Source organism: Chitinophaga costaii (assembly GCF_900094705.1).
GTDB lineage: Bacteria > Bacteroidota > Bacteroidia > Chitinophagales > Chitinophagaceae > Chitinophaga > Chitinophaga costaii.
This window is the reverse complement of sequence record NZ_FMAR01000022.1, coordinates 14,425-29,776: the sequence shown is the minus strand read 5'-3', so window position 1 is coordinate 29,776 and position 15,352 is coordinate 14,425. Positions and strand designations below refer to the sequence as shown.

General features: G+C 47.8%; 11 protein-coding genes. 6 read left to right on the top strand and 5 right to left on the bottom strand.

Annotated elements, in window-relative coordinates; all coding sequences use genetic code 11:
• Window positions 1-99: 99 nt before the first annotated feature.
• The gene (locus tag GA0116948_RS19965) at window positions 100-2,415 is read right to left on the bottom strand and encodes an NADP-dependent malic enzyme (RefSeq protein WP_089715530.1); all 2,316 of its coding nucleotides are present in this window, start codon (window positions 2,413-2,415) and stop codon (window positions 100-102) included.
• Between the two features lie 312 nt (window positions 2,416-2,727).
• On the opposite strand from GA0116948_RS19965, the gene GA0116948_RS19960 reads away from it, so the two are divergent.
• Entirely contained in the window at window positions 2,728-3,168 is a 441-nt protein-coding gene (locus GA0116948_RS19960) for a DUF4293 domain-containing protein (protein ID WP_165798479.1), read from the top strand.
• A 639-nt stretch (window positions 3,169-3,807) separates the two neighbouring features.
• Here GA0116948_RS19960 and GA0116948_RS19955 read toward each other — a convergent pair.
• A complete protein-coding gene (locus GA0116948_RS19955; RefSeq protein WP_123891811.1) occupies window positions 3,808-4,236 on the bottom strand; it encodes a hypothetical protein in 429 nt (142 codons plus the stop codon).
• Between the two features lie 320 nt (window positions 4,237-4,556).
• On the opposite strand from GA0116948_RS19955, the gene hxlB reads away from it, so the two are divergent.
• Both hxlB and hxlA read left to right on the top strand, forming a co-directional pair.
• On the top strand, window positions 4,557-5,123 hold the full coding sequence (hxlB, locus tag GA0116948_RS19950) for a 6-phospho-3-hexuloisomerase (protein ID WP_089715524.1): 567 nt from the start codon (window positions 4,557-4,559) through the stop codon (window positions 5,121-5,123).
• Between the two features lie 33 nt (window positions 5,124-5,156).
• Entirely contained in the window at window positions 5,157-5,783 is a 627-nt protein-coding gene (gene hxlA / locus GA0116948_RS19945; RefSeq protein WP_089715522.1) for a 3-hexulose-6-phosphate synthase, read from the top strand.
• Between the two features lie 99 nt (window positions 5,784-5,882).
• Here the strand turns inward: hxlA and GA0116948_RS19940 are convergent, their stop codons facing one another.
• Window positions 5,883-6,764, bottom strand: coding sequence for an AraC family transcriptional regulator (locus tag GA0116948_RS19940; protein WP_089715520.1), 882 nt, complete (start codon window positions 6,762-6,764; stop codon window positions 5,883-5,885).
• Window positions 6,765-6,969: 205 nt separating this feature from the next.
• Window positions 6,970-9,789 (bottom strand): excinuclease ABC subunit UvrA, encoded by a 2,820-nt coding sequence (gene uvrA, locus GA0116948_RS19935; protein WP_089715519.1) that lies wholly within the window; start codon window positions 9,787-9,789, stop codon window positions 6,970-6,972.
• A gap of 560 nt (window positions 9,790-10,349) precedes the next feature.
• On the opposite strand from uvrA, the gene GA0116948_RS19930 reads away from it, so the two are divergent.
• The 3 genes from GA0116948_RS19930 to GA0116948_RS19920 all read left to right on the top strand — a co-directional run bounded on the left by GA0116948_RS19930 (window position 10,350) and on the right by GA0116948_RS19920 (window position 14,055).
• The gene (locus tag GA0116948_RS19930; protein ID WP_089715517.1) at window positions 10,350-10,931 is read left to right on the top strand and encodes a sigma-70 family RNA polymerase sigma factor; all 582 of its coding nucleotides are present in this window, start codon (window positions 10,350-10,352) and stop codon (window positions 10,929-10,931) included.
• Window positions 10,932-11,316: 385 nt separating this feature from the next.
• Window positions 11,317-12,681 carry a M16 family metallopeptidase gene (locus GA0116948_RS19925; protein WP_089715515.1) on the top strand — a complete coding sequence of 455 codons (1,365 nt, stop codon included), beginning with the start codon at window positions 11,317-11,319 and terminating at the stop codon, window positions 12,679-12,681.
• Between the two features lie 24 nt (window positions 12,682-12,705).
• On the top strand, window positions 12,706-14,055 hold the full coding sequence (locus GA0116948_RS19920; protein WP_089715513.1) for a M16 family metallopeptidase: 1,350 nt from the start codon (window positions 12,706-12,708) through the stop codon (window positions 14,053-14,055).
• 74 nt (window positions 14,056-14,129) lie between these two features.
• Here GA0116948_RS19920 and bshA read toward each other — a convergent pair whose 3' ends face one another.
• Window positions 14,130-15,272, bottom strand: coding sequence for an N-acetyl-alpha-D-glucosaminyl L-malate synthase BshA (gene bshA, locus GA0116948_RS19915; protein WP_089715512.1), 1,143 nt, complete (start codon window positions 15,270-15,272; stop codon window positions 14,130-14,132).
• Window positions 15,273-15,352: the final 80 nt, after the last annotated feature.

Below are 15,352 nucleotides of genomic sequence, written 5' to 3'. Positions count from 1 at the left end.
TTATGAATTATGAATTATGAATTATGAATTATGAATTATGAATTATGAATTATGAATTATGAATTATGAATTATGAATTATGAATTATGAATTATTTAATCATTTTTTTCTTTTTTTGCCTGAAGGTGTTGCGGCGGGCTCGTCGCAGCATTTGGTTTGGGCGTCTACTACGGCAATGAGGACCATGTTTACGATTTCACGTACGGTGCTGCCCAGTTGCAAGATGTGTACTGGTTTTTTCATGCCCAGCAAGATAGGACCAATGGAGTCGAAGCCTGCTACTTCTTTGAGCAGGTTGTAGGCAATATTGCCGGCAGAAAGGTTCGGGAAAATGAGGGTATTTACTTCCCCTTCAATTAACTCGCTGAAGGGGTAGTTGTCTTGCAGAATTTCTTTGTTGAATGCAATTGCTGCCTGCACTTCACCATCGCACACCAGGGTGGGGTCTTTTTGCTTTACCAGTTCACGTGCTTTGCTCACCAACTGGGCTTCGGGCGTTTGGCTGCTGCCAAAGTTGGAATAAGACACCATGGCTATACGCGGCGTAACGTTGAATTGCTTTACTTCTTCGGCCACCATCAGCGTAATGTCTGCCAGTTCTTCTGCGGTGGGGTTAAAATTTACCGTAGTATCCGCCAGGAATAGCGGGCCGCGTTTGGTGGTTACGATGTACATACCCGCCACGCGGTGGGCGCCTTCAGACATGCCGATCACCTGCAGGGCAGGGCGGATGGTATCAGGATACTTGCGGGTAAGACCGGAGATTAGGGCGTCTGCTTCTCCGGTTTCCACCATCATACAACCAAAGTAGTTGCGCTCGCGCATGATCTTCTTGGCTTCATAGCGATTAAAGCCTTTGCGCTGGCGCTTCTGGTAAAATAATTCGCCGAAATGATGACGCTTGTCATGCATTTCATCACTCTTGGGATCTATGATCACCACATCATCTATCTCGATACCGTGTTCGGCCATCAGACCACGGATCTTGTTTTCATTACCAAGCAAAATGGGATGGGCAATGCCTTCATCATTGACCACCTGTGCAGCTTTGAGGATCTTGATATTGTCTGCCTCCGCAAATACTACCTTGCGGGGGTCTTTGCGAGCTTTGGAACCAATTACGCGGAAGAGGTGATTATCGAGTCCCAGGCGGTTATTCAAGGTTTCTTTATACGCTTCCCAATCGGTAATGGGTGCCTGTGCTACGCCGCTATCCATGGCTGCTTTGGCCACGGCGGGCGCTACCGTAGACAGCAGGCGGGGATCCAGCGGTTTGGGAATAATGTAGGTAGGACCAAATACAATATTACGCTCGTTATAGGCCATGTTCACAATATCGGGAACGGCTGTTTTAGCCAGGTCTGCCAGGGCCCGTACGGCGGCCAGTTTCATGGCTTCATTGATCTGGGTGGCGCGCACGTCCAGGGCACCGCGGAAAATGTAAGGGAAGCCTAGCACATTGTTTACCTGGTTAGGATAATCTGTACGGCCGGTGGCCATTACAATATCCGGGCGGGCGGCGATGGCTACCTCATAAGTAATTTCCGGATCGGGATTGGCCATGGCAAACACGATGGGAAATTTGCCCATGCTGCGGATCATTTCCGCCGTTACCACATTGCCTACGGAAAGGCCTACAAAAACGTCGGCACCTTTCAGGGCCTCTTCCAGCCGGGTTACTTTAGAGCGGGTGGCAAATATTTTCTTAGCGTCGTCCAGATCGGTGCGGCTGGTATTGAGTACCCCATCTTTATCGAACATGATGAAATTTTCCGGCTTGGCACCCAGCGATACGTAAAGGCGTACACAAGCCATGGCGGCAGCTCCGGCACCGTTTATAACGATCTTTACCTTGTCTATTTTCTTTTTCACCACTTCCAAAGCATTCAGCAGGGCGGCAGCCGAGATAATGGCCGTACCATGCTGGTCATCGTGCATGATGGGTATCTTCAACTCCTGGCGCAGCCGTTCTTCAATGGCAAAACACTCCGGGCTTTTGATGTCTTCCAGGTTAATGCCGCCGAAGGTAGGTTCCAGGGCCTTTACCACGTTCACAAACTCGTCGACATTGGTGGTATTCAGTTCTATGTCAAATACGTCGATGTCTGCAAAAATTTTGAATAGTACGCCCTTCCCTTCCATCACGGGCTTGCTGGCTTCGGGGCCTATATTACCAAGACCCAGCACAGCGGTACCATTGCTGATCACGGCCACCAGGTTGCCTTTGGCGGTATATTTATAAACGTTTTCTACGTCTTGGGCTATTTCTTTACAAGGCTCCGCCACGCCGGGGGAGTAGGCCAGGGACAGGTCCCACTGGGTTTTGCTGTTCTTCGTCGGTATCACCTCAATCTTTCCCGGACGGCCCTGGGAATGGTAGTCCAGCGCGTCCTGCTTGTTCAATTTCTTCGCCATGATGGGATGCTTAGTTATGGGGGTGCAATATACGAAGATGTAACCAGTAGACGGGTATTATGTAGTGGGAAAAACGTGGTATTGGCGAGGACCCTGCCCCTGGGATAACGGGGGATTAACCGCCCGTCCGGGTTACCTGCCAGTTAGCCATCGGCTCGCCGGATGTCAACGCTTTAATGGCCAACCCTACCATTGCCTTGGCCATCCTTTTTTTGACGGTGGCCCAAAAGGAAAAAAAAGCAGTTCGTTAAAGCGCACCGGAAATATACATGGGCCTGAATGCTACTTAATACTTTTCCTTATTTTTACCGCATGATTCAACGGATACAATCGCTCTACTTATTACTGGCCGCCGCAGCCGGCGCTGCCACCTGGTATTTTCCACTATGGCATGCCACCCTCACTAACGGACAGCTTGCCGAGTTCCGCGCGCCCCAAAGCTATCTCGTTTTCATAGTGTACATGGTGATCGTGGCCCTGGCAGCCATCTGCATTTTCCTGTACAAGAACCGCAAACTGCAATTCCGCCTCACGGTGCTAGACCTGGTGCTGGCCATCGGAGCTACCGTGTTACAATATGTGAAGGTGGGCGAATATGCCACCCACTTCCAGGCCCTGAATACACCAGTGGTAACAGCCAGTTACCTACCCGCTGCCTTCCTGCCTATTGTGATCATTGTGCTGCTGTACCTGGCCGCACGGGGTATTTATAAGGATGAGAAATTAATTAAATCACTGGACCGGTTGCGGTGATATGCAACAGGTAAGAGAAAAAAAAGTGGCCTTTTTGAAGCGGGCCACTTTTTTTTGCCTGGAATATTTTTACTATTTACCCAAAGTTCGATATTTTAATCTACGATGAGTGCTGTATAAAGTATTTCATTCGGAATGTACCAGTATCACCCTTTTGATCATTAAAAGCCCTATAAAATACAGTAATTCCTGGATGCCATCTATACTGGTTATTTAAAAACATCCACAATCCCAAGCAGCTCCAGAACAATAAAATAACCAGTATCTTCTCCATTAAATTTGTCATTTACGCTTTATACGGAAAATGATAATTCCACCACCATCATCGCGTACACCATTGACGATATTTTTAACTTTCCAGGTAATCGGTCCGAGGCAATGGATGGCTTGCTACTACAACCATTAGTAGTAAAAGCACGAGCTACTATTCATTGACATTTCAATTGTTTTTCATTATGTTCTACCATTGGATAATTCACCTGTTTTTTGTTGATATTATTTTTCCGATAATAAAATCATGCAGCGTTAACTTGTTTACATTTTTCTTATAAAACCGATCAGACAAGCCTTTAAAAAAAAAGAGGTTGCCTCCTAAACAAAATGAGGCAATCTCTTTTTTTATGTCATCCTGCACAACCTTTAATGCACGTGGAACATGCGAAAATCTGCTTTGTAGGCAAAAGAGTCCTGGGTGTTATTTTGGAGGAGCATGCCTTGCATATACCCTTCCAGCGTATCATGGCGGGATTTGGTAATGAAAAAAACCAGGCTGTTGCTGTAGCTAGGATATGTGGGCGTTCCATTATTGAGTGAAACCTCAACATGTCCCGGAAAGGCACCCGTCGTATCTGCTTGTACCGGGCCCATATTCAACCAGATACCATAATAGGGCCGCAGACCTTTGGAAGTAGCCATGAATACATAACCAATATTAGTTAGGCTGAAGGCCAGGGAATCGGGGCCGGGCTGGCGATAGATTACCGTAGAGTCTTTTAGTGTAAATCGGAAATACTGGCCACTCACCGTATCCGGGTAGAGGGTCGTCACCGGGTCTACCGGATCAGGCACATCATCCTTTTCTGGATTGCAGCAATACAACAGGAAAGGGCCATGGGCAGGCTAACGATTTGGAGAAACTTTTTCATAGGTTAATGGAATATTTAGAGCCACAATATATAATAAATATTTATATAAGTAAGGCCTGTTTTCTATACCTATAACATGCCCGTGCGCTGAAAGAAGCAACCAGTACAAGTCTAGTTTTCGTTCGCCTTCATGACAGGTGTAAACTTTATTGTTTCCCCTGGCATTATCCTGCTACATATTGAAAGGATTGTGTTGTTATAACCGGCTAAGTAAAAATACTTTTACTTATTCAATAACGGCATATGAATTACGGACCAGCTACCATCAGCAACCTGCAAACAATTATCACGGAACAACAGGCTTTGGCAACACATATTGACATTTCCCAGCTCCAAAAATGCATAGACTATATTCAGCAGGCTAAGCGCATATTTTTTATGGGTACAGGCCGCAGTGGCCTTGCCCTGAAAATGGCCGCCATGCGGTTTATGCACCTGGGCTACCAGGTATATGTAGTAGGAGAAGTGGTAACTCCGGCCATTCTGGAAGGAGATATTTTGATAGCCGCCTCCGGCTCCGGCACCACCGCCACCGTACTGATCCCAGCGCAAAAGGCACAACAAAATAAAGCAAAGGTAATAGCCATCACAACAGCCCCCGAAAGTGCGTTGTCAAAATCTGCCGATTTAATACTGCACATTCCTGCAGCGGGTAAAACAGATTTTTCAGATACTGTTTCAAAGCAATATGCCGGCAGCTTATATGAGCAGTTCGTACTGCTGCTGCTGGATGCGGTATTTATGACCTTATGGCAACATTCCGGTAAGACAAAAGAAGATCTTTGGCCAAGACATGCCAACCTTGAATAATTTTTTTTACATCAATTTTTAATACACATAAAAATGGCAAAATTACAAGTAGCAATTGACCTGCTTTCTACGGAAGCAGCGCTGGAACTGGCAGCAAAAGTAGCACCCTATGTAGATATCATAGAACTGGGTACACCTTTGATTAAACAAGAAGGTTTGAAGGTGGTAACTGCCATGAAACAAGCCCATCCCGATAAACTGGTATTTGCAGATATGAAAACCGCCGACACCGGCGCACTAGAAGCGGAAATGGCTTTTAAAGCCGGCGCAGACCTGGTAACAGTAATGGGAACGGTAGATGATGCCACGGTGAAGGGTGCCGTGGAAGCTGCGAAGAAATATGGCAAACAGGTAGTGGTAGATACAATCGGTGTAAAAGACCGCGTGAAAAGAGCCAGGGAAGTAACTGCCTTTGGCGTTGCTTTTGTAGAATTGCACGCCGGACTGGACGAACAAGCTTTGCCCGGGTATTCTATCCAGAAACTTATTAACGAAGGCAAGGAAGCAGGCGTTCCGTTTTCTATTGCAGGCGGCGTAAATGCGGATAGCATTAAAGCAGTATTGGAAGCCGGCGCGGTAGTAGCCGTAGCTGGTAGCGCCATATACGGAGCCAGCGATCCCGCTAAGGCGGCAGAGGCTTTAAAGGCTGCATTTAAGTAATTCGGACATCATGCTTTATGAACGGAAAAGGGGCTATCCATGATAGTCCCTTTTTTTATTGGAAGGCATTGGGCCATTTTCAATTTGCTTTGTAGCAGACTACGATGCCTTTGTATTTTCCTTTTTGTATGCGGTGGGCGATAGGTTGGCATACTGCTTAAATATCCTGGTAAAATAGTTTGGATTGCTAAACCCTACAGCATACCCTATCTCCGCCATGCGTACATCCGGATTATTCCGGATAATTTTTTTTGCTTTCTCTACGCGAGCCTTATTGATAAAGTCGATGGGGGATATATTTAACTCTCTTTTAAACGCCCTGAAAAGAGAGGTATTGCTCATGGAAGCCTGCTGTGAAAGAGAGTCTATGGTAAGCGAACTATCCAGGTTTTCCCGGATGTAATGAATTACCTGCGCCAAGGTTCCGGTATTGTCCATTTCGCTAAACGATTCATCAGAAAGGTTCTGATTTTGGAATAATAATACCAGCAGTTCAGTTAGGGTAAGTTCTGCAATAATCCTGGCTTCCTGTGTATGTTGCGGTGCCAGGTGATAGAGCTTGAAAATAAGCTGGCTGATATCTTCATTAAACAGTAAGCTGTAATTTTTCATAGACAAATGCCAGGGCTTGCCATCTAAGCGGGGATGCCTTTCATTGAGGAGGTTCAGGGATTCCGCAATTTTTTCACGGTCTATGGTGAGGGAAAGACACTGGGTAGGATTTTTCAAGGTAGCATCCGGAAAATTCACTTCCATTTCCAACTGTGGCGGCACGATCATGGTATTGCCAGGCAGGTACTCAAAAGGTTGATCATTGCCCAACCGCATTATTTTCTTGCCCTTCAGTAGATTGTAAAAAATAGGTTCTGAAAAGGTTTGCTGAATGGTAGCACGCTCCACCGTTTCGAGGATGGATAATTCAAAAGAATCCATTCCGAAGCTCCGCTTGCTATCTACGCCTTGAATGATTGACTGTGACATTTGCTATAAAGTTACGAAAAAAGGAAGGCATAAGCTGCATTAATAAGGTTATATGGATTGCTATAATCTGGCAAGGTTGCGGCTGTAATTAATGCAACTAATATTCCGTTCCGCATCATGAGCAGCGATCATTATACAGGGTGATCGCTTTTCAAAAAAAAAGACTGCCCTTCATCGGCAGTCTTTTACATGATGCAGCAAGTGGCTACAAATATTTCCCCGTATAACTTTCCTTCACTTTCTTCAACCCCTCCGGCACGCCGGCGTACAGCAGGTTGCCGCCGCCTTCGCCGCCTTCCGGGCCAAGGTCCAGCACCCAGTCGGCACTGCGGATCACGTCGAGGTTATGCTCTATCACCAGGATGGAATGACCTTGTTCAATGAGTGCATTGAAGGAGGCCAGCAATTTTTTGATGTCGTGAAAATGAAGGCCCGTAGTGGGCTCATCAAAAATGAACAGGATGCTGCCCTGCGCCCGGCCTTTGCCCAGGAAGGAGGCCAGCTTCACGCGCTGCGCCTCACCGCCGCTGAGGGTATCGGAGCTTTGACCCAGCTTCACATAGCCCAGGCCTACGTCGCTCAGGGGCCGTATTTTATTGACCACATCTTTTTCATCTTTGAAAAAATCGATGGCATCATCCACCCCCATGTCCAGCACATCATAAATATTTTTGCCTTTGTAAGTGACTTCCAATACTTCCTCCTTGAAACGCTTGCCCCCGCAGCTTTCGCAGGTAAGATGCACGTCGGCCAGGAATTGCATTTCCACAATTACTTCGCCTTCCCCTTTGCAGGTATCGCAGCGGCCACCGTCTACATTGAAGGAGAAATGTTTGGGCTGGAAGCCGCGCATTTTACTCATAGGCTGACGGGCGTACAGGTCGCGGATCTCATCGTAAGCCTTGATATAGGTCACCGGGTTAGAGCGCGATGATTTGCCGATAGGATTCTGATCTACCATCTCCACGGAGGTAATGCTATCCAGGTCGCCGGTGAGGGCTTTGTACCGGCCTACCCGATCGGTGAATTCCCCTTTGAGTTTCATCAGGGCAGGATAAAGGATTTGCTTTACCAGCGTAGTTTTCCCCGATCCGCTTACGCCGCTTACTACGGTGAATACACCCAGTGGAAACTGTGCTGTTATGTTCTTAAGGTTATGCTGCCGGGCACCCTCTATGGTGATAGAGCGCTTCCATTTACGCAGGTGCTGCGGCGGATCAATGCTTAACTGGCCACTCAAATATTTGCCAGTAAGACTTTTTTTATCTTTTAATATTTGCTGGTAATTGCCTGCAAAAATTACTTCACCGCCCAGGTGACTGGCCAGGGGCCCCATGTCGATAATGTAATCTGCTTCCTGCATCATGAGGTCGTCGTGTTCCACCACCACCACGGTATTGCCCAGGTCACGCAGTTCCTTCAGCACGTGTATAAGACGGGCAGTATCGCGGGCGTGCAGACCTATGCTGGGCTCGTCGAGGATGTAGAGCGAATTGGTAAGGTTGCTACCCAGGGAACGGGTCAGCTGTATGCGTTGGCTTTCGCCGCCAGAGAGGGTATTGGCCAACCGGTTCAGGGTAAGATAACCCAGGCCTACATCCAGCAGGGTTTTAATGCGATGGTGCACTTCCAGCAAAATGCGTTTGCCCACTTGCTGGTCGTATTCATTTAGCTTCAGGGCATCAAACCAGGTATGCAGATCGCTCACGGGAATGTTTACCAGGTCGGCAATACTTTTCCCACTTATTTTGATGTAGAGTGCCTCCTGGCGCAAGCGGGCGCCGTGGCAGGTGGGGCATACCGTGCGGCCCCGGTAGCGGCTTTGCAGTACGCGGTACTGCACTTTGTACAGGTTTTGCTCCACCATTTTAAAGAACTCGTTAATCCCATAAAAGTGTTCATTACCGGTCCATAGCAGGTCGTATTGTTCGTCGGTCAGTTCGGCGATAGGCTTATGAATAGGGAAGTTAAACTTGCGCGATGCTTTGATCAGCGCTTCTTTGTACTCGCCCATCTTCTCCCCTCTCCAGGGCGCAATCGCGTTTTCAAACACGCTGAGCCGCTTATCGGGCATCACCAAATCTGCATCTATACCCAGCACCTGGCCAAATCCTTCGCAGGTGGGACAGGCACCGAAAGGGTTGTTAAAGGAAAACAAGTTGGGTACCGGCTCTTCAAACTGCATACCATCCAGTTCAAAGCGATTAGAAAAATGCAGCCATTTCTTGCCGTCCAGCTCCAGGTACACATGGCCTTCACTTTCATAAAAAGCCGTTTGTATACTATCTGCAATGCGGTGTTTGTCGTCTTCGTTAAAGTCTTTAACCACCATACGGTCTATGAGCACATAGGCCCCTTCCGGTACGGCAGGGCGCGTGGCTTCCAGTAATTCTTCTATGCGCAATAGCTGGCCAGGGCCTTCCTTAGCAGGGGCATACAGGCGCGAAAAACCTTTTTGCAGAAGGATGTTCAACTCCTCTTTGGCCTCGCGTTTGGCATGGTGAAGGAAAGGCACTCCTATCAGTAGTTTGGTGCCGGTTTTCATTTTGGTAATGGCATCCACTACATCGGCCACTTCATGCTTTTTTACCAGTTGGCCAGAAATGGGGCTGTAGGTTTTGCCAATGCGGGCAAAGAGCAATCGCAGGTAGTCATACAACTCTGTCATAGAACCTACAGTGCTGCGGGGGGTGCGGGTCACCACTTTCTGTTCTATGGCGATGGCCGGGCAAATACCCTTGATATAGTCTACATCGGGCTTGTTCATCCGCATGAGAAACTGGCGCGCATAGGAACTCAGGCTTTCTGCATAACGGCGCTGACCTTCGGCGTAGAGGGTGTTCATGGTGAGGCTGGACTTGCCCGAACCAGACACTCCTGTCACCACAATCAATTTATTACGGGGAATGGACACATTCACATTCTTCAGGTTATGCACCCGCGCTCCCTTGATGTAAATGGAGTCGGCGGCGCTTTCCGCGGTGGCTGCTGGCAGCACTTCCTGCTGTTTAATTTTAGTAGGCATACAAAAACAAATGTAAGCAATAGCGCGCGGTTATGAACGGGCGAAAGCAGGCGCAAGTTACAGGCACACTAGAAGAAACACAGCCACCGCAACTAACTACCTGCTCCGGAAATGCAGTACCCTAAACATACCTGGTTCACCACAAAATCCGGATATTTTTTCATCGATCATTCTACTTTATTTCAGTTGTAACTAAACAAGTCTTGTTAGCCAGCATAACCCGGCGGGATGGCTTGGTTTTTCCATTAGAAAACAAATATATTTTTCGATTAATATTAAATAAAATCTAACGCGATCGATCTTATCCTACTAACCCTTACCTGCCAACGTTTTGGATAACCCTTTTGTGTGATACAATAAAATACCGGGCGTGGTTTGTTTATGTCAAGTATTAAATTATATTTGCAATAACCGGATAGCCCGGCCCTATTCCTGATCCTATTTTCACCAGATTATTTCACTTAAATCTATGAGTATCGCATAAACCTCTACGCTAAACCGAAGCGCCTGTCCACAGGTACGTTTCCATTTATTTAAAATACACGATTTAGTAGACGTTTATGCAGATAACTTATAAACTAAGTGACGAGCAACTCATTTCTCTTTTCCAAAAAGGGAACAGCTTAGCCCTGGAAGAACTGGTGTACCGCCATAAGGACAAACTGTATACTTCCATCGTTTTGCTGGTGAAAGACGCCTTCCTCGCAGAAGATATTTTCCAGGACACTTTCATAAAGATTATTGATACCATCCGCGCCGAAAGGTATACGGAAAAGGGAAAGTTTCTCCCATGGGCTATGCGCATTGCGCACAACCTGTGCGTGGATCATTTCCGTAAAATAAAACGCACGCCCATTGTGCGTACCAGCGACGATAAAGATATTTTTAATGTTCTCAGCTTCAGCGAAAGCAGCGCGGAAGAAAAGTTGATCATTCGCCAGAGTCATGACCGGGTGCGCCGCATGCTGGACCTGCTACCCGAAGAGCAGCGAGAAGTGATCATCCTGCGGCATTACGCAGAGCTTTCTTTCAAAGAGATCGCCGACCTTACGAAAGTGAGCATCAATACGGCTTTGGGCCGCATGCGATATGGACTCATTAACCTCCGTAAGATGATGACGGAAAAACAAATTGCCTTATAAAACCATATCTATAAAACTTTTAGCTTGCCAGCGACGGGCGGCCGTGTAATTGCGACCGCTCGTTTTTTTGTGCCGGGTGATGACTTTTTACCACCCATGCCAGGCCTTAGCAGCCATGAAAGCTACCGCCACCCACGAAATTTCCCCAGCCATGCTATTAACTTTTTCCCATTTGCCATTGGCATTCCCCTCCTTTTGCTGTATCTTCACTCCATTAGTCCCAGATCCGAAAAAATTATACGGCTCCACGTCGTGCCCTCACATCGTACCAAAACTAACCACACTGTACAATTACAGCGAGGATTGCCTTTTGTGCACACCACAACAGGCGGCCCACCAACCATAGTGAACGTTCCATTCTAAACAACAACCTATAAATTTTCGTATGAAACAAAAACACCTGCTTCTGCTGTTGCTGCTGATGCCAGCCAGCTTATTTGCCCAGCCCCGTTTGCCCAAGGGCTATTTTTGGAAAAAACTGCCCAATGGCCTGGAAGTATTGGTCATAGAAAATGCCAAAGTACCACTAGCCACCATTGAAATTGCCGTGAAGAATGGCGCCTACACTGAAGGGCCGGAATATAGCGGACTTTCCCATCTCTTCGAGCACATGTTTTTCAAGGCCAACCGCGACTACCCCAACCAGGAAGTGTTCCTGAAACGCACCCAGGAACTGGGCGCTATCTGGAACGGCACCACCGGCGAAGAAAGGGTGAACTATTTCTTTACCTTCAACAAAGACAGCCTGGACGCCGGCCTTCGTTTTATGAACGCCGCCATCCGCTTTCCCATCTATCGTACAGAAGATATGCAGAAAGAACGCCCCGTGGTAGACGGCGAGTTCCAACGCGCAGAAAGTGATCCAGGTTTCCAGCTCTGGTACGCCTGCCAGTTAAAACTTTGGGGAGACCTGGTGACCCGTAAAAACCCAATTGGCGATCACCACATCATTAATACGGCTACACCAGAGAAGATGATGATCATCAAAAACAAATATTACTTCCCCAATAACTCTTTGCTCACTATTGCCGGCGATGTGAACCACGAAGAAGCATTCGCCAACGCCGAAAAGATTTTCGGCGACTGGGCCAGCAGCGGCTTTGATCCTATTGAAAAATACCCCATCCCTGAATTTGCACCGCTGCCCAGCAGTGAGTATTTCGTGAAGGAATCACCCATCGCACAAACGCCCTTTGCCATGTACTACTGGCAGGGTCCAGATACCCGCAAAGACTCCGCCGCCACCGTGGCCGCGGATGTATTCTCCACCATCCTGGCCCTGAACTCCTCCAAATGGCAACAGGCCCTGGTAGACAAAGGCCTGGCCACGGTGGCGCAGGTAAGCTACCAAACCGCCAAGTACGTAGGACCCATTAATATTTTCATAATGCCTAACCCTGCCAAAATGAAGGAGTGCCACGCAGAAGTACTTCGCCAAGTGGCCCTCTGGGATCAGGACGATTATTTCACCGACGAACAACTGGAAGACGCCAAACAAACGCTGCGCCGCAATAATATCCGCGCTAACGAAAAGCCATCTTCCTTGCCCAGCCAGGCTAGCTTTTCCTGGTGCAGCTCCTCCCTGGATTATTATAACGACTACGTGGATAATTGTTTAAAAGTAAGCCGCGCCGACATTAAGCGTTATGTAGATACTTACATCATCGGAAAACCAGTAGTGGCGGGCCTCATCATAAGCCCCGATATGAACAAGAGCATCAAAGCAGGTGAGTTTTTCAAAAACAATTAATCAACCTTTTCAAGTACTGATATTATGCAAATACGCTATAAATTTTCCTTCCTGCTTGCCATGCTGCTAAGCGCTTCCACGCTGCTGCAAGCCCAGAAAAAAGAGGCCTATGAAACCACCGTGGATGGTGTAAAGGTGATCGTACAGCCTAGCAATAACGACATCGTGGAAATACGAACCATCATTAAAGGCGGCGTACAAAATTATCCTGCCAACAAAGCTGGCATTGAAAACCTGGCCTTTACTGCCCTCACCGAATGCGGTACTGCCAAAGACGATAAAAACAGTTGGAAAAATAAACTAGATAAGGTGAGCGCCCAGGTGAGTGGCACTGCAGGTCAAAATTTTGCCACGCTGGGACTAAACTGTATCAAGAGCGACCTGGAAACGGTATGGCCCTTGTATGTAGACGCCCTCATCACGCCCCGTTTCGATAAAAAGGAGTTCGACCGTGTCCGCCAGGATGCCATCAATTCCCTGAAAGCACAAGCCTCCGAACCAGATTATGCCATTGAGCAATTGGCCAAGAAAACCGCGTTTGCGGGTAAAGACTACGCCAAAGATCCCGCCGGCACAGAAGCTACAGTGGCGCCACTTACCGATGCCGAAACCAAGGCTTACTACAACAGCATCCTTACCCGCAGCCGCATGCTTATTGTAGTGGTGGGCGATGTGGACCGCGCCAACCTGGAAGCCAAGCTGAAAGCAATGTTGGACAAAGTGCCGCAGGGTGCAGCCTTCTCGCTGAAGAAGGAGCTGTATACCCCTAAAGCCAATACTTTTAAGTCGGAAAAAAGAGATGTCGCTACTAATTATATTCAAGGTGTAACCAGCGCCCCACTGCCTGGTACGCCAGACTTTAACGCCTTCCAGCTAGCCATGCGCATTTTCTACGACCGCCACTTCCTGAATGTACGCACCAAGAACGGCCTGTCTTATGCACCAGGCGCCTACTTCGATGGCACCGCCACCGCCTCCGGCAACATCACCGTTTCTACCACAGACCCCAACCGCTACATTAGTGTGGCCCAACGCCTGATAGACAGTACCAAACAATTTGGTTTCAGTGAGGAAGAAGTGAAAGACATGAAATCATTTTTCGTAACCCGCTTCTATTACAGCGAAGAGACCAATGGCGCACAAGCCGCGTCCCTGGCCACAAACGAGATCCTGCACAATAACTGGCGCCGTGCCCTTACGTTGCATGAAGACGTAAAAAAACTTACGGTAAAAGATATTAACAACGCCTTCAATAAGTACATCAGCCATATTACCTGGGTGTATCAGGGCGATACCACCAAGGTAGATCCCAACCTGTTCATCCACCCAAAAACATTGCTGCCCAATGCAACGCTGAACAGTTCCAAACAATAAAATATCCTACACGCAAGTGTTCATAAAAAAAGTCCCGCCAGCGCGGGACCTTTTTTATGAACTTTATGATGCGTTTATTCACTCATAGCCATGTACTTTTCCAATGTGCGTTCGTACAGGGCTTCGTATTGAGGGATGATATGATCGATATGAAAACGTTCTGCCTGTGCCAGTGCGCCGGCGCGCAGGCGAGCCAGTAAAGCCTCATCACCCAGCAGACGCAGCACATTGACCGCCATGGCGTCTACATCGCCTACGGGGCTGGTGTAGCCGGTTTGCCCATCTATATTCACTTCAGGCAGTCCGCCTGCATTGGAAGAAATAACCGGCACCTGGGCCGCCATGGCTTCCAGCGCGGCAAGACCAAAACTTTCGTACTCCGAAGGCAGGAGAAACAGGTCGCTGATAGACATTACATCTTCCAACTGTTCCTGTTTGCCCACAAAGCGCACATCGGCACACAAATCCCAATCGCGGCACATACTCTCTATCTGCGGACGGTCTGGCCCATCACCCACCAGTAGCAGCTTGGCGGGCATTTGCTGCCTTACCTGCTTAAATATTTTCACCACATCTGGTACGCGTTTTACCTTACGGAAGTTAGATACATGCAATAATATTTTTTCATTATTGGGCGCTATAGCGTTGCGGAAATGTGGTAGGTCGCGGCGGCGGAAACGATGGGTGTCTACGAAATTGTAGATCACGTGAATATCTTTTTCAATATTAAAAAACTTATACGTTTCGTCCCGCAGATTGTCAGACACCGCCGTGATGGCGTCGCTTTCATTGATAGAAAAAGTAACCACCGGGGCATAAGTCTTGTCTTTACCCACCAGGGTGATATCGGTACCATGCAGGGTAGTGATAAAGGGAATACGTTTCCCCTGCTTGGCTACAATCTGCTTGGCCAGGTAGGCCGTAGAAGCGTGGGGGATGGCATAATGCACGTGTAGTAGATCCAGGTTGTTATTCAGGATTACATCCACCATGGTACTACTCAGTGCCGATTCGTAGGGAGGAAAATCGAACAGGGGGTAGGTAGGCACCTGCACCTCGTGATAATAAATATTGGCATGAAAAGCATTAAGCCTTACCGGCTGCTGATAAGTGATAAAGTGCACCTGGTGCCCCTTATCGGCCAGGGCCTTGCCCAATTCTGTAGCTAGTACACCACTACCTCCATATGTTGGATAACATACTATTCCAATCCGCATGAATTTTTCTTTTTTAGCAGCGCAGCCCGGTTTTGCTGAGGTAACCGAACTTTTAAAAGTCGCCTAAAGTAAACAAGTGT